The organism is Tindallia californiensis (assembly GCF_900107405.1).
GTDB classification, from domain to species: Bacteria; Bacillota; Clostridia; order Peptostreptococcales; family Tindalliaceae; genus Tindallia; species Tindallia californiensis.
Genome location: NZ_FNPV01000004.1, coordinates 257611 through 276450, shown reverse-complemented (window position 1 = coordinate 276450; position 18840 = coordinate 257611). Strand labels below are relative to the sequence as shown.

Annotated in this window: 18 protein-coding genes; 5 read left to right on the top strand and 13 right to left on the bottom strand. The window is 40.1% G+C overall.

What is annotated here, in order from left to right; all coding sequences use genetic code 11:
* Positions 1-34: 34 nt before the first annotated feature.
* From thrB to tpx, 12 genes are all read right to left on the bottom strand, one after another.
* Entirely contained in the window at positions 35-943 is a 909-nt protein-coding gene (thrB, locus tag BLV55_RS07245; protein ID WP_093312849.1) for a homoserine kinase, read from the bottom strand.
* Between the two features lie 59 nt (positions 944-1002).
* A complete protein-coding gene (locus BLV55_RS07240; RefSeq protein WP_093312847.1) occupies positions 1003-2295 on the bottom strand; it encodes a homoserine dehydrogenase in 1293 nt (430 codons plus the stop codon).
* A 41-nt stretch (positions 2296-2336) separates the two neighbouring features.
* Entirely contained in the window at positions 2337-2783 is a 447-nt protein-coding gene (locus BLV55_RS07235; protein WP_093312845.1) for an ACT domain-containing protein, read from the bottom strand.
* Positions 2784-2909: 126 nt separating this feature from the next.
* A complete protein-coding gene (locus BLV55_RS07230) occupies positions 2910-3905 on the bottom strand; it encodes an asparaginase (protein ID WP_093312843.1) in 996 nt (331 codons plus the stop codon).
* 115 nt (positions 3906-4020) lie between these two features.
* Positions 4021-4626, bottom strand: a complete 606-nt coding sequence (locus tag BLV55_RS07225; RefSeq protein ID WP_093312841.1) for a hypothetical protein — start codon at positions 4624-4626, stop codon at positions 4021-4023.
* Positions 4627-4697: 71 nt separating this feature from the next.
* Positions 4698-5660 carry a hypothetical protein gene (locus BLV55_RS07220; RefSeq protein ID WP_093312839.1) on the bottom strand — a complete coding sequence of 321 codons (963 nt, stop codon included), beginning with the start codon at positions 5658-5660 and terminating at the stop codon, positions 4698-4700.
* A gap of 17 nt (positions 5661-5677) precedes the next feature.
* Complete coding sequence (locus BLV55_RS07215; RefSeq protein ID WP_093312837.1) at positions 5678-6304, bottom strand: metallophosphoesterase; 627 nt, start codon at positions 6302-6304, stop codon at positions 5678-5680.
* A 12-nt stretch (positions 6305-6316) separates the two neighbouring features.
* Positions 6317-7231: a methylenetetrahydrofolate reductase gene (locus BLV55_RS07210; protein ID WP_093312835.1), complete on the bottom strand. Its 915-nt coding sequence runs from the start codon at positions 7229-7231 to the stop codon at positions 6317-6319.
* 60 nt (positions 7232-7291) lie between these two features.
* Positions 7292-7516 (bottom strand): MoaD/ThiS family protein, encoded by a 225-nt coding sequence (locus BLV55_RS07205; protein ID WP_093312833.1) that lies wholly within the window; start codon positions 7514-7516, stop codon positions 7292-7294.
* A gap of 191 nt (positions 7517-7707) precedes the next feature.
* Positions 7708-9504, bottom strand: coding sequence for an aldehyde ferredoxin oxidoreductase family protein (locus tag BLV55_RS07200; RefSeq protein WP_093312830.1), 1797 nt, complete (start codon positions 9502-9504; stop codon positions 7708-7710).
* Positions 9505-9761: 257 nt separating this feature from the next.
* Positions 9762-11720 carry a sigma-54-dependent Fis family transcriptional regulator gene (locus tag BLV55_RS07195; protein WP_242870065.1) on the bottom strand — a complete coding sequence of 653 codons (1959 nt, stop codon included), beginning with the start codon at positions 11718-11720 and terminating at the stop codon, positions 9762-9764.
* 80 nt (positions 11721-11800) lie between these two features.
* On the bottom strand, positions 11801-12310 hold the full coding sequence (tpx, locus tag BLV55_RS07190) for a thiol peroxidase (RefSeq protein ID WP_093312828.1): 510 nt from the start codon (positions 12308-12310) through the stop codon (positions 11801-11803).
* Between the two features lie 116 nt (positions 12311-12426).
* Between tpx and BLV55_RS07185 the strand changes: the two genes are divergently transcribed.
* A complete protein-coding gene (locus tag BLV55_RS07185) occupies positions 12427-14400 on the top strand; it encodes a molybdopterin-containing oxidoreductase family protein (RefSeq protein WP_176968317.1) in 1974 nt (657 codons plus the stop codon).
* 18 nt (positions 14401-14418) lie between these two features.
* Here the strand turns inward: BLV55_RS07185 and fabZ are convergent, their stop codons facing one another.
* Positions 14419-14844, bottom strand: a complete 426-nt coding sequence (gene fabZ, locus BLV55_RS07180) for a 3-hydroxyacyl-ACP dehydratase FabZ (RefSeq protein WP_093312825.1) — start codon at positions 14842-14844, stop codon at positions 14419-14421.
* 276 nt (positions 14845-15120) lie between these two features.
* Between fabZ and BLV55_RS07175 the strand changes: the two genes are divergently transcribed.
* From BLV55_RS07175 to fabG, 4 genes are read left to right on the top strand one after another with little or no spacing between them, the layout of a single operon-like run.
* Positions 15121-16122: a beta-ketoacyl-ACP synthase III gene (locus BLV55_RS07175; protein ID WP_093312824.1), complete on the top strand. Its 1002-nt coding sequence runs from the start codon at positions 15121-15123 to the stop codon at positions 16120-16122.
* 22 nt (positions 16123-16144) lie between these two features.
* Positions 16145-17092, top strand: coding sequence for an enoyl-[acyl-carrier-protein] reductase FabK (gene fabK / locus BLV55_RS07170; protein WP_093312822.1), 948 nt, complete (start codon positions 16145-16147; stop codon positions 17090-17092).
* 2 nt (positions 17093-17094) lie between these two features.
* Positions 17095-18126 carry an ACP S-malonyltransferase gene (gene fabD / locus BLV55_RS07165; RefSeq protein ID WP_093312821.1) on the top strand — a complete coding sequence of 344 codons (1032 nt, stop codon included), beginning with the start codon at positions 17095-17097 and terminating at the stop codon, positions 18124-18126.
* Positions 18056-18799, top strand: coding sequence for a 3-oxoacyl-[acyl-carrier-protein] reductase (gene fabG, locus BLV55_RS07160; protein WP_093312820.1), 744 nt, complete (start codon positions 18056-18058; stop codon positions 18797-18799). Before fabD ends, fabG begins: the two co-directional genes overlap by 71 nt.
* Positions 18800-18840 lie beyond the last annotated feature (41 nt).

Below are 18840 nucleotides of genomic sequence, written 5' to 3'. Positions count from 1 at the left end.
AAAAAAAGAGAAGGCTCAAAACCTCCTCTTACCATTATTCCACAACAGCGCCTATATTATCAGCTTTTAAGTTCAGGACTTCCCACTTTGTCCCTCTTATGGTTCCTGCTTCCTCTAACAGTTTTAGGAAATGATTTCTTCCTTCATCTTTTGCATGCCACGAAAGATACGCTAGCGTCGGTCCGGCTCCGCTCAAATATAATTGGCTTACATTTCGCTTTTTTGCTTCTGTAAAAATATAGTCTAACTCTGGAAGTAGCTTGCTTCGATAAATCTGATGCAGATTATCCTGTAAGGCTACTTTAAGTACATTAAAATCTTTCATCAATAACGACGCTACCAATAAGGAAGCATTCCCTACATTTTTCGCAGCATCTTCAAAAGGAACCTTTTGAGGCAGTGCTTCTCTTGCCGCTTTTGTGCTCAAGCTCACATTAGGAACAGCGATCGTCCATTCCAGTATCTCCGGTGCTGAAAACTGAAGGTTTACCGCATCTTTATCATGGTTTTTTGAAGACACTACGATGCCGCCTAACAGGGCTGGTGTCACATTGTCCGGATGTCCTTCAATGCTTATGGCCAGATTCAGTAACTCCTTCTGATTCAAGGGGTTTCCCAGCAATTCGTTAGCCGCTACAATTCCTCCCACAATACAAGCAGCACTACTACCTAGACCTCTAGAAGCAGGTATTTCATAATGCACTTTAATACGCAAAGCCTCCGTCGGATATCCCGCTTCGTTATAAAGCCTTTTGATGCTTTTGTATACCAAATGCCTTTCATCAGTAGGAAGTGATCCACTGTCTTTTCCTATGTTTTCTATCCACAAGCCGTTAGCGACTTTTTCCACTTCAATCCTGTTATAAAGACCTAAGGCTACTCCTAAACTATCAAATCCTGGTCCCATATTAGCCGATGTTGCAGGCACTTTGACTCGGATCATGTAACTCTACCTTCTTTAGCACAAATTGTTTTTTGCATATGCTACCACCTCTGGATTCTTTAAGATAAGGTTTCAACCCGAATAAGATTTGCCACTTCCGTTACTGCATCAAATTCTCTGATTTGCTGAATCGTTTTTTTAACAGCTTTTTCCTTTGTTCTATGTGTAATAAAGACGAGTGGAACTGACGTTTCTCCTACTCCTTTTTGAATAACAGAAGACAAGCTTACTCCATTTTCTCCAAAAGTACTGGCGATTTTCCCTAGCACTCCCGGACTGTCTTTAACCATAAACCGAATATAATAGGCTGTCTGTGTCTCATCCATAGACTTAATGTTCTTGCCTGTTTCCGAAAAATCCAACTGATAAGATGGTGGTGAAGAATGGTTCCAGTGACTAGCTATACTAAGGATATCACCCATGACAGCACTGGCCGTAGGAAGGTCTCCCGCTCCTTTACCATAGAACATTAGCTCTCCGACTGCATTCCCCTCTACAAAAACCGCATTAAACGCATCATTTACCGCTGCCAAGGGATGTTCCTTTTCTATAAACGTCGGGTGAACTCTTAATTCCATTTTTCCATCTTCTTCCATCCCTATTGCCAGTAATTTAACCACAAAACCCAGTTCTTCGGCAAATTCAATGTCTGTAGGAGTCATTTTTCTGATTCCTTCCCGATATACCTGTTGAAAGTCTATTCCTGACTTAAACCCTAATGCGGCTAACAACGCCAACTTGTGCGCCGCATCGTAACCATCAACATCGGCTGTCGGATCAGCTTCAGCATATCCCTTTCGCTGTGCTTCTTCAAGCGCATCTTCAAAGAGAACGCCTTCCCGGCTCATTTTTGTCAAAATGTAATTAGTCGTTCCATTAACAATGCCCATGATTCTTTTAATCCGATTTGCTGTCAAACTTTCCCTAATGGAATGCAAGATCGGTATCCCGCCTGCAACACTAGCTTCATATCTAAATTGTACACCTTTTTTCAAAGCTGTTGCTGTTAGCTCTTTGCCATAAAGAGCGAGAAGTGCTTTGTTCGCTGTGACAACATGTTTTTTCTTTTCTAAGGCTTTTTCAACGTATTTTTTTGCTCCATCGGTCCCTCCCATTAGCTCTACAACAATATGAATCGAATCATCTTCCAGAATTTCATCTGGATCCATTGTTAATATGCCTTCTCCCGGATTGATTTCACGCTCTTTGCCCAAGTCACTCACAAGCACTTTGCTAATTTCGAAAGTAAAACCAGCCTGATTTTCAAACGCTATATGATTTTTCTCCAGCACTTTCCAAACACCCTGTCCTACTGTCCCAAATCCAAGCAGACCAATCTTGATGTTTTCCATTTTCAGTCACTTCCTTTTTCATCGATAGACTATGCTTTTTCTCATTCGTTACCCATTATCTTCACTTCCCGAACACCTTCTATAGATCTAAGATAGCTAATCAATTCTTCCACGTTTACGGTTAAGTCTTTTGTTTCAAGAGAAATGGTTGCATTGGCAATTTGCAAATAAGGAATATTTTGATTAATGGTAACAATACTCCCTTGTACCCTTGCGATTTCTTTAAGAACTGCCATCAAGCAACCTGCAATATGATCCATTGTTAGTGCGATGGTAATAATTCTTCCTTTGCCCATTTCATAAAAAGGAAACACATAGTTTCTGTATTTGTAATACGCACTACGACTAATCCCTACTTTATCTACAGCTTCGTAGATCGTTTTCACCTCACCCCGCCCAAGCATTTCATTCACTTGAACGGTCTTCTCTAATACTTCTGGCATTGCTGAGGTATGTACCAGATAATACGTGTTTTTTTTTGTTTCCATTTCTCCACACCTTTTGTCTGTCGGAACAGCACAATTGTATTTACAACAGATACATCCTACCATAATTATGTGTGTTTGACAACTTCAATTTGATCATTATCCATTGATTACTGTACATCATAAGATTTAGGATTTGTATTGCTGGCTTTCAAAAATATCTCTTATCTTTTGCTGACTTTCTCTTAATCCTAAGGCTAACATGAGTTTTATCCTAGCCTTTTGCCCCGGAAGATCTCCACCTAAAATGACACCCATATCTTTCAACTCTTTTCCACCTCCCGGATATCCGTAAGTTCCAAGAACTCTTCCTGTCGGACAACGAGAAACCATTACAATCACAACATCCTTTTTCAATGCATACTCCAAATCTTCAAGCATTTCCGGTGGTACATTTCCTCGTCCCAACGCTTCCAACACAATGCCTTTATCACCACGATCCACACAGAATCGAATCAGGGAACCATCCATTCCTGCTGTGCATTTGATTAAAGAAACTGCTTTGATTAATTCTTCCGAAGGAATAGTCTGACGATTTACTACCTCGCGATGAAAAATAACTTCATCATTATCTACAATTCCCAACGGACCAAATTCCAGTGATTGAAATGTGTTTAAGCTCAAGGTGCTGGCCTTTGTTACTTCACTTGCCGCATTCACTTCATTGTTCATTACCACCAAAACACCTTTGTTTTGTGACTCTGTTGAAATGGCTGTACAAACAGCCGCTGCCAGATTGCTGGGCCCATCATATCCAAGTTCCGAACTATTTCGCATAGCACCAACTACTACCACAGGTTTTTCGGAGTTAATCTTTAAATCCATTAAATAAGCTGTTTCCTCCAAAGTATCTGTACCATGAGTCACTACCACTCCTTCAATGTCCTGTCTTTGAAGAAGCCTTTCAACCACTTCACATAAATCCATCATGCGCTCCGGTGTCATATGTGGGCCGGGGATTGATGAAAAGTTAACCGATTCAATATCAGCAAGTCGATCAATATTCGTAACAAGCGAGAGGATTTGTTCTCCTGATAAAGATGGTATTGCGGCACCTATGCGCTTATCCACCGTCATCGAAATAGTTCCTCCCGTGAAAACAACAGCAACTTTTGATTTTTGCATTTGTATTTCCTCCTGACTGTAGGTTGTTAAAATTTATTATAAACAAAAAAAGGCCTGCTAACAACAGGCCAATCTTTCGTGCTATTTCGTCATCCATGTCGTACTATCTTACCATTCACTCTGATATTTTTTCCGTACCGTTAACCCAAGCATCAAATTTTTCCATTACCCGATCATAAGTCTTTTGAGAAATATCAGGAAGTCCGCCAAGGGCTTCTTCAGCAGCCTTAAACCCTTTAATAATAGCCTCTTTCAGTATTTCTGCTTTCGATGTATCTCCACCAGAAATAGCAATGGCAAAATCAACAATCCGATCACTTACCTGCTCAATACCTAGCTCTCCGTCAGGTCCTAAAAGAGCTTCCAGATCATTTCTTGCTATTTCATCAATCTCAACGTCTGTATCAGCTAACCCTTCCATACTGTCTAGCTGATCCGTCGAAACACCTTGTCTTTCCAGTAGTTGTCTAACGATATCTATCAGTTGTTGATGAGCTGCCTGACTTTCTTTCCACAGTCTTTCTATTGCTTTTTCATCAGGGACATGTTTTGGTTTATCATAGGTAACTTTCTCTACTTTCGAGTCTTTATCCATTTTATCGACTATGGAGGGTTCTGTCTTAACATCTTTTTGCGAATTTTCCTTTGGATTCCGTTCCGCCATCTTCTTTCTGTTCGCTTCAACATGATAAGAAGATGCTGTATTGTGATGTATTTTCATCACCTTCGCCTCCCTTCATTAACATTATCGGCATGCAGAAGCAAAAGATGATTCCTTTAATAAAGTTTTTTCTAAATTTCATTTCTTAACTTTTCAATAAGTTGCACATGACGAAAAATTCCCTCTTCTTTTTTGGAACGTTTTTTTTCAGACTGAAATTTTCTAGCTTCCATCCAACCTACTTTTGTATTTCGATGATATAAATCTAGGTCCACTAGCCGCTTTCCTGTTTCATCGTATTCCAGCCCCATCAGCACTGCTTTCATTTCCGGCGGTGGCATAAAAGAAAATAACCGAATTTGATATGCAACAACAGACAACAGGGCCAGAGCATGGTCTTTTGTCCAGTTTTCTCCAAGAATATATCCCATCTCCAGCGAAGTAATCACATGCATTAATCGTTTATAATGTTTATCATAATCTCCATAGGAATCATAAATATTAATTCGATATTCATACCAATTTTGAGTCTCCATGCTATGACTGATATACCTCAGTACTTTTCTTCCCATCTCTTCAAATAATTGGTCGGTCGATTTGTTGATTAACAGATGATCTCCTAAAAGATCTTCTTCCGTCAATCTGGTCATCAGAGGCTTGTTGGTTAGCCATACAAGAGACTGGTTTTCCCTGCCTATCTCTACTCCTTCTCTCCATGTCACATGCTTGCCACCAAAATCGTCTTTTATTGCTTCAATAATTTTTTCTGCATTGCCGGGTATACGCATCACTAACGATCTTGTCCCCATCTCCACTTTTTCTAATTGCTTACTCATTTTTAGATTAATGACTTCCGCCAAAACCTTCGAACCATTATAGGGAGACAATAATGTATGCTTCGCATCTTCAACTTTGGTGTTGACAGAATTCAAGTCTGTTACAAATAAAAGACTGCTTTTTTCGTCCGAATCTTTAATGCCTTCCTGCAAACTAACCATTGTTGCGATTTCTCTATCCACAAGTTCCTTCGTCATTATATCCGGATTCTCTGTTCGAAAAAACAAAATTTTAGGTCCTTTACGAAGCGATATCATTTCATCCCTCCATTTTTCTATAGTCCTGTTCGCCGATGAGTCATTTTCCGGTATTCATTGGTTCCAATCGGATACTTAAGATGATAGGTTTCCCATTTGTTGACATCTATTACATTTATATTTAGCAATCCATTTAAATAAACTACACCATTGATGGTTTGATGTTCTGGCTCATACTGATGACCAAAGCAGTAATAACCTTTTTCTTTACCTTCTATACACATTTCGTGGTGAAGAAAAAACTTTTTGTTGAATAATACTACTGGCTGCTCTGGATCAACGGAAATTTTTTCGCACTCACCGATGATGTTTTCAAGGTCATGATTCCCTAAGGTCACTATTATTTCTGCTTCTTCAGCTGCTATTTTCAATGTTTCCATAAAGTATTTCACAGCTCTTTTATAATGTGGTATTTGTTCCTTTCTATTTTCAATTTTATAATTGTCTGCTAAATCTCCAGTATGAATAATGACAGCTGGTTTTATGGCCTTTATTACCTTAAACACAAATTCATATATTTGCACCGGTGTGTCACTGATATGAAGGATAAAGGGACCCTCGCTCCTCCTCAATGCTCCAGGAACATAAGGCTGATGCGCTAACCCGCAAATAAACGCTTTCGATTCACTAACAAATTTTCCCATAAAAGATCCCTCTCACCCCATTAATTTGCGCACATCTTCTAACAATGTAATGGATGCATCAATTTCTTCTTTCTTTATGGAAACACTTTCAATATTGCATCCAATAGGTATGTTTTTCTTTGCCGCAAATTCTAACAATTCTTCAAACACGTTCTTTGACAATTGCAAAGATTGATTCAACGTATCTTGAGAATAAATCAAATCATTTTCCATCCAACCAGGTATGCTAACACCAAGCCATTTCATAAATTTCAATGTTTTGACCGAACCACAAGGCGTTAATGTAAAAATCATAGGCGACATACTTTTTTCTTCTTCTAAGCAACGATAATAATAGTCCGACAAAAAATTTTTTGAAGCTTCAATATTATATACGGCTTGAGAAACAAAAAAACAACATCCTTTATCTTCTTTGTCAATCACTCTTGAATGTTCATTTTTCTTGTTAATGTGCCTTTCCGGAATTGCAACTCCCCCTAACAAAAAGTTCGCCCCCTTGGCTCTTGCCATTTCATAAGCTTCTGCCAAATGAATAGAAACAGGCTGCTTCCCAGTAGCCGCACCGACAAAAACAGATATGCGTGTTTCTTCATTTTCATTGTTTACCCATCTTTCCAAATCCTCTACCGAATGTTTTCCAACACATTTGTAAACAATTTTGGGCATTTTTAATGCTTGTAAGTATTTATCGCTGTAGCTTTCCGGATCTACTGTTTTCATATATGGAAATGGTCTTTCTTCCAAACACCTTTCCTGCTCATCTTGAATATCATAAAGAATCAATCCATCAATATCCATTTTTTCAATTCGATCTATCTGGCGTTTTGATATTTCAAACAATTTGTTTTCCGGTTGATTATTTTTAGGTGGTGTCAGTCCATACAATAAAATCCCCGATTTTCGATTGATGATTTTTTCTTTCAGCATTTTTTTCCCTCCAAGTGTTTCTTATCTATTTTAACGAAAAGAGGGTGAAAATACCACCCTTCACCCTCCACCTACTGGCGGGAAAATTGAAATCACCTCACCATTTTTTATCTTTGCATCCATCTTTCCATCTCTTCCATTAACAAGATAAATCGCTACATCCTCTTCATCAATCTCTAAAGTCTCAAGTAATTCTTTTCCTGTAATTTCTCCTTCAGGCTTAAGTTCTACCTCTTTTCCTCTTCCTTCGCGAAGAGTGGCAAAAAGCCTAACTTTAATGAGCATTTTAACCTTCCTTTCTGAAAACTATTCTTCTGTTTCTATCCTTCTTTTACCCATTTCCTTGATCTAAAACATTTTTTGCAACTCTTCTATATCATCAAAAGGATCGCTTTATCACTTCATTCATATTGAAAGAAGAGCCTCCAGATCAGAAGCTCTTCTCTTCTTAAAGCCATGATTTTCTCTTAATCTGTTTATTCAATGCTCAGTTCTTTCAACTTGCCCGCTGTCGGCGCACCTTTTGCATCCCAACCTCTTACTTCATAATATGCCGGCAACATTTCAGCTAATAAAGATCTTTCTCCTTTTGATGGACCTTCTTTAATTTCTTCGTTGAGCAATCTTGGTGGCAATGTATCCTCTTCCGGAGTGATGCCAGAATTCATATTAAACACTTTTTCCATATTCCAGATTCTCTCACCCGCCTGAAGCAAGGATTCTGCTGTATACTCGATTCCCGTTACGGCTGTAAGCATATCCGCATAATCATCTGCCGTCATTGCAAAAGAGGTAAATAGACAGAGACCACTGGAGTCAATTGCAGCTGTCAGGTCTTGGAATATTTTTACCCATTCCGGTTTACCCGCCGCATCAAATCGATCGAGTTTTTCTGGTAATGCCAGAATTTCAGGCGAAATTAAATATGCACGCACATGACATCCACCTCGGTTAGAAGTAGCATAGGCTAATCCCTGCCCCTGGATAGCACGAGGATCATAAGCTGGCAGCTCCTGTTTTTTCACACTCATGGACAATTCCGGAGCACCATACATCTCACCCAGTCGATAGGAACCTTCTGCCATTTTATCGCCTAAACCTTCTCTCATACCCATTCGCTTTGTCCACTCAATAACCGCTTCGCTGTTTCCAAACTCTAGCGATAATCCATCCAGTTCTTCCTCTTTAATCAGTCCTTTTTGGTATAACTCCATTGCTGCTGCAATCGTACAAGAAGTTGAAATCGTATCCAAACCTACCTCATTACACCAATAATTCGCTTTGATAATCGATTTCATATCGGATACTCCACAATCAGCCCCGTAACCCCAAATAGTTTCATATTCAGGCCCCCCGCTTTCAATACCATCCTCTACTTCACAATGCCTGCCACAGGCAATAGGACATCCGTAACATCCGGTATTTTTTATCAGATATTTTTCCGCCAGGGTTTCGCCACTTATCTCCTCAGCCTTGTCAAAGGTGGCTTGTTGGAAGTTGTTTGTAGGAAATACTCCGTTTTCATTAATAATATTAACAAGAACAGCCGTTCCGTAAGTCGGTAAACCAGTACCTGTTACGCCATTTTCTCGGATTTGTGCATTGGAGCGCTTCACCACTTCTTTGAGCTTATCTTTATCAGCAACTTCCGGTTTTCCAGAACCCTTTACCGTGATTGCTTTAAGATTTTTAGAACCCATCACAGCTCCAACACCAGAACGGCCGGCAGCACGATCATAGTCGTTCATAATCGCCGCAATTTTAGAAAGTTTTTCTCCACCAGGACCGATATTAAGAACCTTTACTTTTTCTCCTTCTGCTTCCAATAACATTTTTGTTGTTTCACTCGTCATTTTACCCCATAAATGGGATGCATCTTTGATTTCAACCTTATCATCGTTGATACTAATATAGACAGGTTTCTCTGCTTTTCCTTCCAGTACGATCATATCGTAACCGGCAAATTTCAGTTCAGCACCCCATCTTCCACCTGAGTTAGAAGAGGCAATGGTTCCTGTTAATGGCGATTTTGTAATGGCCATATAACGTCCACCAGTAGGAGTAGGCGTTCCACTCAAAGGACCAGTTGCAAAAAATAATTTGTTTTCCGAACTAAGGGCATCCACCTTGGCATCTACCTCGTTTGAAAACATTTTTTCCGCCAATCCTCGTCCACCAACGTATAGCTTTGCCAATTCCTTATCCAAAGCTTCTTTTTTAACATCCCCTGTAGATAAATTGATTCTTAAAATTTCACCTGTATACCCGTACATATTTTTCCTCCTTTACACAGTTTCTATCATTTGAAATCAGCGACCATTCCTTGCTCTATTATATAATGCAAGTAGCATGCCATTTATCGTCAGATTCATTTTAGTTATCGATGAGAATGTCAGAAGCGTTGCCATATCTCAGGAATACACTTTATTATTTTTTCTAAATATTCCATACATATCGTCGCTTACTTTCCTGTTTTTCTGGTATGTCCTTTTTCAGAACATTTTTCCAGAAATAGGTGTTCCTTTTTAGATCACTGTTCCTTTTTAGAACAGTCGATGGCGTATTTTTTTACTTTCCGATAAAATGTATTTCTCCCTATTCCTAATGCTTGCGATGTTAATGACACATTCCCATTAAAAAAATGATATGCTTTTTCGATATGCTGCTTTTCCATTTCTTCTAAAGAAGCAATCTGCGAAACATTTTCTTGAATATCCGACTGAAGATCATCTTCTGCCATTATTCCTGTCGTTTTTTCTGTTTCCCACAAATGACAGGTATTCAAATTGATAATTTGCTCCACTGCATTTTCTAATTCCCTTATATTTCCCGGCCAAGAATAATTCATCAACCGATCAAGTTGATCCCAAGTAAGAAACACAGGAGTTTTTCCTAATTTTGTCGATTTAACAGCAATAAAATAGTCTACCAGTAAACTAATGTCATCTTTTCTTTCTCTTAGCGGTATAATATCTAGTGGCACTACATTAAGACGGTAGTATAAATCTCTTCTAAAGTTACCTTTTTCAACTTCTTGTTTCAGGTTTTTATTCGTTGCCGCAATAATGCGTACATCAACATCTAATTCTTTATTTCCGCCAACCCGAAAGAGCTTACCCGTTTCTAAAACTCTCAAAAGATTTGTTTGCATGTCGTAGGGCATTTCGCCAATTTCATCTAAAAACAATGTTCCTCCATCTGCCCATTCAAACTTCCCTGGCTGTCCACCTCTTTTAGCTCCCGTAAAAGCTCCTTCTTCATACCCAAACAACTCTGATTCGATTAGTGTTCTTGGCAATGCACCGCAATTAATGGCAACAAAAGCTTCATCTCTTCGTTTGCCTGCATTATGAATGGCTTGAGCAAACACTTCTTTTCCAACTCCGCTCTCTCCGGTTATCATTACTGTGGATGTGCTATCTGCCGCTTTTCTTGCGTAATCAATAATGTCCAGAAATTTTTTGTTGCGTCCAATTATTTTATCAAAGGTATACACCGCTCTATTTCCCATGATTTTATGAGCGATTTTTCTCGCTTTCTTAACTTCTCTTATAAGGCATACAACGCCTCTAAAACTCTTCTCTTTAGAGGAAATCGGATAGGTCGTAAAGGAGCAGTGTATCCTTTTTGTTTTTCCAAAAATATTCAGCTCATCTTCAACATATTCCACTCCTCTATCGAGGTTTTGCTGAATGATATCCCAGTTTTCTACCAATTGCGATATATGCATCCCACGGGTTTCATCCGTATCATAGCCCAGCATTTGGATCGCTGCAGTATTCAGTGTTTTTATATAACCCTTCGGTCCTACCGTAAAAATGCCGAAGGTAATTGAATCAATGATCGTGGAAATTGCTTTTTTAGCTAATTCTAGTTTTTGATTTGATTCACGAATATTCAACATATGTTCAATGGCATTAACAGCTGCCACCACCATTCCTAAGGTGTGAGAATTGACCAAATGTGAACAGCCGGTAAGATCCAAAGTTCCGATTATTTTTCCCTTCGGATTTCTAATGGGTGCCGCCGAACAGGTCCACCGATGATAAGCCGTAACATAATGCTCATCACCGTCTACCTGTACTGGAGATTCCTCTACCAAAGCCGTCCCCATGGCATTGGTGCCTATATGTTTTTCGTGCATATAGGCACCACAAATCATTTGTAGACGCTCTGCTTCTTTGAGAACCTTTTCATCCCCACGAATATCCAGAATACATCCTTCCCAATCTGTTAAAATAGCAAAAAAACCGGATCCTTTTACAAAATCACAGAGTTGTTCAATAAAGGGACGGGTTGTTTGAATGAGTTCGTGATTTTCTTGTAATTTATCATGTAGCTCTTCGCCACGAAGAATTTTCGAGCTGAAAATTCTTCCCATTTCAACCCCATAGCGAAAACTTCTGGCATGAGATCGCTTGATATATTCTTTCATCTTATTTTGATCTTTTTTTTCGCTAAGACGATAAATTTCCTCCACATTTTTCATTCTAACACCATTCCCTTTCAATCATCTACTCTTTGCAAGCAAATAAAGGTTTTACGGTTTTGTTTTCCCTCCGATTTCCTTCACATTTGCTTCAAGAAAGACAAAGCTTCATCATAGTCAGGCTCCTGAGCAATTTCTGGTACCATCTGTCCATATTGCAGCACCCCTTTTTCATCAATAATCACAATGCCTCTGGCTAATAGGCGAAATTCTTCCATCAAAAAGCCATATTTAAGACCAAAATCAGCATCTCTATGATCCGAAAGCACTAATGCGTTATCAATTCCTTTTGCAGCACAATAGCGTTTAAGAGCAAAAGGCAAATCCATGCTGATGCTGAGTAATAATGTGTTTTCCAATTTAGCCGCTTCTTCATTAAAATAAATTGTTTGTAAATTGCAAATCTCTGTATCGAGGGATGGAGCGACACTAATAACGATTTTTTTACCAATATTTTCACTGAGGGTAAAGGATGACAAATCTAAGTTGAGCGCTGTAAAATCAGGCGCCACCTGCCCCTTATGCAATGGATTGCCCACTAAGGTAACAGGGTTACCCTTCATTGTTACAATACCTTTTCTTTTTTCCATTTTTTTCACTCCTTATTTTTATTGTTGTTTCCATAAAATTGATTTATGATATAACTATAAAGGTGTATACCCTAGACACTCGCACTTTATCATTAAAGTCCAAAAGGATGGTGTTCATGGAAACATATAAAAGCGCTTGTAGCTTGGATTGTTGGGATATCTGCAGCATTGATGTCAACGTCCGTAAAGATGGTTCCCTAGTTATCAAGGGAGATCCAAAAGATCCTATTACCAAGGGTTTTTTATGCCAAAAAGGCTATCTGTCAGCCAGTTTTTTTAAGGATCCAGAAAGAATTACCAGTCCGATGAAAAACTCAGCAACCGGCTGGCACCCTATTTCTTGGGAACAGGCTTTTGACGAAATATCCTCACAATTACAAACTATTATCACAAAAAACGGTGCCCACAGCATTATCCATTATAAGGATGCTGGCCATGGTGGCATCGCCAAAAATATCGACACCGCTTTTTTTAATGCGTTAGGCGGAGTGGTAACTTCTACAGGAAATTTATGTTGGGGAGCCGGCCTTAAGGCTCAGCAGTTGGACTTTGGGCAGGCTTATAGTCATCATCCCTTAGATATATTCAATAGCCAATGTATTATTCTTTGGGGGAAAAACCCGATGAACACAAGCCCCCACATGATCCCTATGCTTAAAAAAGCCTCCCTAAACAATATTCCTATCATCGTTATTGATCCAACACATAGTTCGACCGTCTCATTAGCCACTCATCATTACCCTTTGTTGCCTGGAAGTGATGGCCACCTAGCCTTAGCGATGATTAAAATATTACTGGAAAAAGGCTTCCTTGATATGGATTTTGCCAACAACCATTGTCTCCATGCAGACCGTTTTTTTTCTTCCATTCAGCACTTTGAAACAGAAGCACTGATCAGCGCTACCGGTCTCACAACAGACCAAGTAACTGAATTGTCCATGTTATACGGAAAGGCAAAACCCGCTAGCATCCACTTAGGATACGGCTCCCAACGCAACCGTTACGGCTGTAGAAACCTTCGATTAATCAATGCCCTTGGAGCTCTTTCAGGAAATATCGGAGTAGAAGGTGGTGGCGTTAACTATGCAAATCATTATATCAACCAATGGATTGACAAAGAGTATATGCTGAACTTATCCTCAAAAAATAGTAATTCCCCTACGTTTCCGCAACCTACTTTTGCTGATTACGTGCTGGATGAACGACCGGGAGAAATTCAAGGCATCTTTACCACCATGTCAAACCCGCTTGTTCAGCTGCCGGATACTCAAAAAACAATTAAAGCCTTTGAATCAATACCATTTAAAGTGGTCATTGATTTACGAATGACCGATACCGCCAGAAAGGCAGATTATGTGCTGCCTTGTACACAGATCATGGAAGAATCTGATTTTATGATGTCATCCATGTGGCATAACTACTTTACGTATACGGAGCAAGTTCTCGAAGCTCACCCCAATGTGCGCCATGAATTCGATATCTTTTATGCATTAGCTCAGTCAATCAACCTCAACAGCTTTACCGACAAATATCCTGACATTGAAACGTACATTGCTAAAAGCATTCTTCCGCTCTGCCTCAAACGGGACTGTACTCCAAAAGAGCTAATAGGAAAACGACATTTTTTTCCAGGAAATGAAATACCTTGGAAAAGCCGAAAATTCGAAACAGAGGATCAGTTATTTCATCTTTACGTACCCGACACCAATCGCTACTTGCCAACCCTAAAAGAAAGTGATCCCCTTTACCCTTTGCAACTTATATCGATTCATGCGAAACACTCCATGCATTCCCAACATTTTTCCCGTAAAGATATTTCGGAAATCCCTACAGTGTTTACTTCGCCTGACACCATAAGAGGCCACGCCATTAGCAAAGGAGAATCTGTTCGCCTTATTTCATCTACCGGCGAATTGATTTGCCGACTAGATTTTGATCCAAGGCTCCCCAGAAACCTTTTAGTGGTAACACAGGGTTGGTGGCACAAAAACGGACCGGTAAACCTTCTTACCTCTCAACAACTTTCTGATGACGGAGAACAAGCAACTTATAATGATTGTTTTTGTCGTTTAGAGAAAAAAACAGATTAACACAGTAGCAGCTGATGGCTACGAAATAGCAAATAAAATCTCCGCCTCAGCTGCTTTTTCTCCATTAACAGTAGCAATTCCCTTTCCGGCGCCAAATGACTTCCTTACTTTCGTTATCTCAATTTCCAGTTTTAAAATATCTCCCGGTACTACTTTCCTTCGAAAACGAGCTGCATTTACTCCTGCAAAGTATGCCGTTTTTCCCTTAAATGCTTCTTCGCTCAAAAGGAGTACAGCGCCAACCTGCGCAAGAGCTTCAAGAATCAACACTCCTGGCATTACAGGCTCCTGAGGAAAGTGACCTTGAAAAAAAGGTTCGTTGATCGTCACATTTTTATAACCCTCCGCCAGTTTTCCTACCTCTTTAATTTCCACACTATCAATCAGTAAAAAGGGATATCTATGGGGTATGCATTCCATTATTTCCATAATGTCTTTTTTCATTTATATTACCTCCTATACTAGTATCTTCAGTTCTTTTCAAGAATTGAATATTCTTACTATTCACTGTACCATATTCCTCTCAAAAGAACAAGCAAAGTGTATCAAATTAGCACAGCTTCCATAAAAAACGTTCCATTTTGAAACATTTTTAATGAACGACTTTTTTCTGGAAATGTTTCAAAAAAAGCATTGCACTTTTCACAAAAAGACTTTATACTTATTTAGTATCTGGTACTAATATCTGATTTTAGTTGTTGCTGATAGGAGTGTGTCCATTTGAATGAAAAATATATTGCTCAGTTAACAGGCATCGGAAGCTATGTTCCTGAGCAGGTGATTACGAACCATGATCTAGAAAAAATAGTTGATACCAATGACGAATGGATTCAAACTCGCACAGGAATTCAGGAGAGAAGAAAAGCCAGTGCTACTCAGTCAACGTCTGATCTTTCCTCTAATGCAGCAGAAATAGCTTTGGCAGAAGCTGGCATTTCCGCAGAGTCTGTCGATGCCATTATTGTGGCTACCACTACTCCAGATATGAATTTTCCGTCTACGGCTTGCCTTGTTCAGAAAAACATTGGCGCAAACCGTGCTTTTGCTTATGATGTAAGTGCTGCCTGTGCCGGATTTATGTTTGCCCTTTCTAATGCCAGTCTTTACATAGAAAATGGCATGTGTGAAAACGTCTTAGTCATTGGCGCTGATATTATGACTCACATTACCAACTTTGCCGACCGAAATACATGCGTGCTTTTCGGAGATGGTGCCGGCGCCATCCTGCTTCAAAAATCAACGAAGAGTACAGGCCTTATTAAAACAAGTCTGGGCTCCGATGGTCGCTATGGTAATATTCTCAGCGTTCCAGGTGGTGGTACCAGAATTCCTCTGACAGAAGAAACATTGCCCTTAAAAAAACATTATATTGATATGAACGGCAGCGAAGTATTCAAGATGGCTGTACGTGCAATGGGATCCAATGCGAAAGAACTTTTAGCCGATACAGGATATGGCATCGAACAGGTTGACTGGCTTATTCCACATCAAGCCAATAAAAGGATTATCGATACGCTTGGTAAGAAGATGGGTATTCCTAAAGAAAAGGTTTTTATGAATTTGCAGCGCTACGGGAACATGTCAGCTGCATCGATACCAGTGGCTTTAGATGAAGCCTATCGATCTGACTTACTCAAAAAAGATGATTTAATTCTGATGGTTGCTTTCGGTGGTGGCTTAGCTTGGGGTTCATCACTACTAAAATGGACCTTGGAAAAATAGTAACGGAATAGGAGGAATGTATATGTTCAAAACTCAAATATGTGATCTGTTAAATATTGAAGTGCCCATCTTACAAGGCGGCATGGCCTGGGTTGCCACAGCCGAATTAGCAGCCGCCGTCTCTAATGCCGGAGGTCTGGGTCTGGTTGCTGCCGGAAATGCTCCTGCTGATATTGTTGAAGAACAGATTATTAAAACCCGCGAATTAACCGATAAACCCTTCGGCGTGAATATCATGCTCCTTTCCCCTTTTATAGACGATGTCGTAGAGGTTGTTCATCGGCAAAAAGTTCCAGTTATTACTACAGGAGCTGGAAACCCCGGAAAGTATATGGCTTATCTGAAAGAGTATGGTGCTAAAATCATACCGGTCGTTCCTTCTGTCGCCCTTGCAAAAAGAATGGAGCGAGCTGGATCTGATGCTATTATTGTAGAAGGAACGGAAGCCGGCGGTCATATTGGAGAGCTAACAACCATGGCGTTAGTGCCACAGGCAGCACAAGCTGTCTCCATACCCATTATTGCTGCTGGCGGAATTGCAGACGGACATGGTTTTTTAGCTGCCCTTTCTCTAGGAGCTCAAGCCGTACAACTAGGAACTCGCTTTGTCTGTTCCACCGAATGTACAGCCCATGAAGCTTATAAGGAAATGCTTGTAAAAGCAGGGGATAGAGACGCCGTTGTTACAGCAAGAAGTACAGGACATCCGGTACGGGTCTTGAAAAACCGCTTTGTAAAAGAACTGATGGCTATGGAAAAAGAAGGGCTGGGGATGGAAGAATTAGAACAGATGGGAGCCGGCAAACTGCGAATAGCTGTTCAAGATGGTGATGTGCAAAACGGCTCTGTTATGGCTGGCCAAATTGCTGGAATGGTTAATGATATTCGTCCTTGTAACGAAATTATTACACATATTCTCCAAGAGGCTAGTGATCAGTTGAAAAAGCTTAGCCTATTGAGAGGAGAGTAAGAATGAGCAATAATTCCTTAGCATTTATTTTCCCTGGTCAGGGAGCACAGTATATAGGGATGGGAAAAGACTTTATCACTCAGTATCCCATCGCTAGAGAAACCTTCGAAGAAGCTGACGAACTTCTCCAAATGCCTCTGACCCGCTATTGCCTGGAAGGACCGGACAACAAGCTGAACCAAACGGAAATTACTCAGCCCGCTGTGCTTACTACAAGCATCGCCATGCTTCGCTTATTGAAAAAAGAAGGTTTTACCTCGGACTTTACGGCGGGGTTAAGTCTTGGTGAATATTCGGCACTTGTTAACGCAGAATCCATGGAGTTTAAGGATGCCGTTCAACTGGTCCGTCTTCGTGGCAAATATATGCAAGAAGCAGTCCCACAAGGCAAAGGTGGAATGGCGGCCATTCTTGGTCTAAAACGCGAACACCTCCAAGAGTGTATACAAGCAGGACTGGTGCATGGATTTGTATCCGTTGCAAACTTCAATTGCCCCGGGCAAATTGTTATCTCCGGTGAAGTAAAGGCTGTAATGGCCACGATGGAATCCTGTAAGGAAAAAGGTGCTAAAAAAGTGGTAATGATGCCTGTCAGCGCCCCTTTTCATACGTCCATGCTCGCTCCGGCAGGAGAAAAGTTATCCGAAGAACTGAAAAACCTCTCTCTCCAACCACCAAATCAGGTTTTTATCAGTAATGTTACCGCCGCTCCTGTCACGGATTCTGCTGACATATCTCCAGCTTTAGTTCGTCAGGTCAGTCATTCTGTATTATGGGAAGATAGTCTTTTATTCATGATGAGCCAGGGCTGTCAAACCTTCTTAGAAATTGGTCCCAGCAACAGTTTAAGTGGGTTTGTTAAAAGAACCGCTAAGGAATATAAAAAACCTTATCAATCTTATCATATCGAAACGGTTGATCAGTACTTGACCATTATCGAGACATTAGAAAAGGAGGGGTTTCATGCTTCTAGAAAAGAAAATCGTTTTAATAACAGGGGCATCCAGAGGGATCGGACGTTCCATTGCTCTTAAAATGGCCAGCCAAGGAGCTAAAGTTGTTGTCAATTATGCTCGTCAGGAATCCGCAGCACAGGAAGTAGTAAAAGAAATCGAATCATCAGGAGGTCAGGCCATCGCCGTAAAAGCAGATGTCTCCAACGAACAACAAGTTTTGGAGATGGTCAAAAACATCAAAGATACACTTGGACCTATTGATATCCTTATAAATAATGCAGGAATTACTCGAGATGGTCTTCTCCTCAGAATGAAGTACGAAGACTGGCAAGAAGTAATGGACATCAATTTAACCGGAACGTTCCTGTGTTCCAAAGCCGTATTGAGAGATATGATAAAGTCAAAAAAAGGAACCATTGTTAATCTTTCATCTATTGTTGGGCTTTCTGGAAATGCAGGACAATGTAATTATAGCGCTTCCAAAGCAGGTGTGATTGGATTCACTAAGTCTTTAGCTAAGGAAGTTGCTGGCAAAGGAATAACCGTAAATGCCATCGCACCAGGATTCATTGAAACCGAAATGACTGACGCACTTTCTGAAAAGGTAAAGGATCAGCTCTTAAAAGAAATTCCTTTGCAAAGCTTAGGAAAATCGGAAGATATCGCCGAAGCTGCTCTTTTTCTAGCTTCCGATAGCAGTCGCTATATCACCGGCCAAGTACTTCAAGTAGATGGCGGTATGGGCATTTAAGAACCTTCGTTGTTTAAGAAATGAAAAATATATACACAAAA